The sequence below is a fragment of the Vibrio sp. 1562 genome, from assembly GCF_033340155.1.
Taxonomy (GTDB): Bacteria; Pseudomonadota; Gammaproteobacteria; order Enterobacterales; family Vibrionaceae; genus Vibrio; species Vibrio alginolyticus.
Window position 1 is genome coordinate 1 of record NZ_JAWOVY010000499.1, and the last position, 618, is coordinate 618.

Consider the following 618-nt stretch of genomic DNA (forward strand, 5'->3'; position numbering starts at 1 on the left):
GTTTCGCTCGGTAGGCACTTTCAACAACTCTTCTTGAATGAAGACAGAGATACCGATTTCAACTTCACCACTAAAGTGTTTTGGCGGCTTAATTTGAATATCGCTCAAGTCGATAGAAGTTTGCGTCAAGTCTTTAACTTGAATGCTCCACTCGCCATTGCCTGCGTTTTTCACAATGTAATCGGATGAATTAGACTCAACAACAAAGTCATTTGGAATGCCTGTCAGCTTAAGTGAAACAAAGCTTTCAGAGCCATCATCGTCGGTCAGACTGATCGTAACGCCAGTACCTGACTGGTTGAGTGAAATCAACGTATCTTCATCACCCGTCACGACGATAGGCTGACTTGGATCGGTTCCCGTAATCACGATGTCATCCACGACAGGCGTGACTTCAAATGTCACGTCGTCGGTAAAGGTGCGTACATCTACGTTATCGCCCGGATTGATCAATGTCGATTGGTCAAACACGGCAACGTCTGTGATTTCGCCTTCGATGTTAATTTTCACCGTATTTTGACCACCACCAACCGGGTAGTTTTCACTCGGTTTGAACAGAACGTTGTCCAACGCTCCCGCTAAAATATCGGCTTCATTAAATTCGATACTCGTGCCCAA

The 618-nt window shown here is 45.1% G+C and carries 1 protein-coding gene; it reads right to left on the bottom strand.

The window, feature by feature from the left end; all coding sequences use genetic code 11:
• The coding region (locus R7Z49_RS26045) for a hypothetical protein (protein WP_318112567.1) at positions 1–618 on the bottom strand (618 nt) is incomplete at both ends.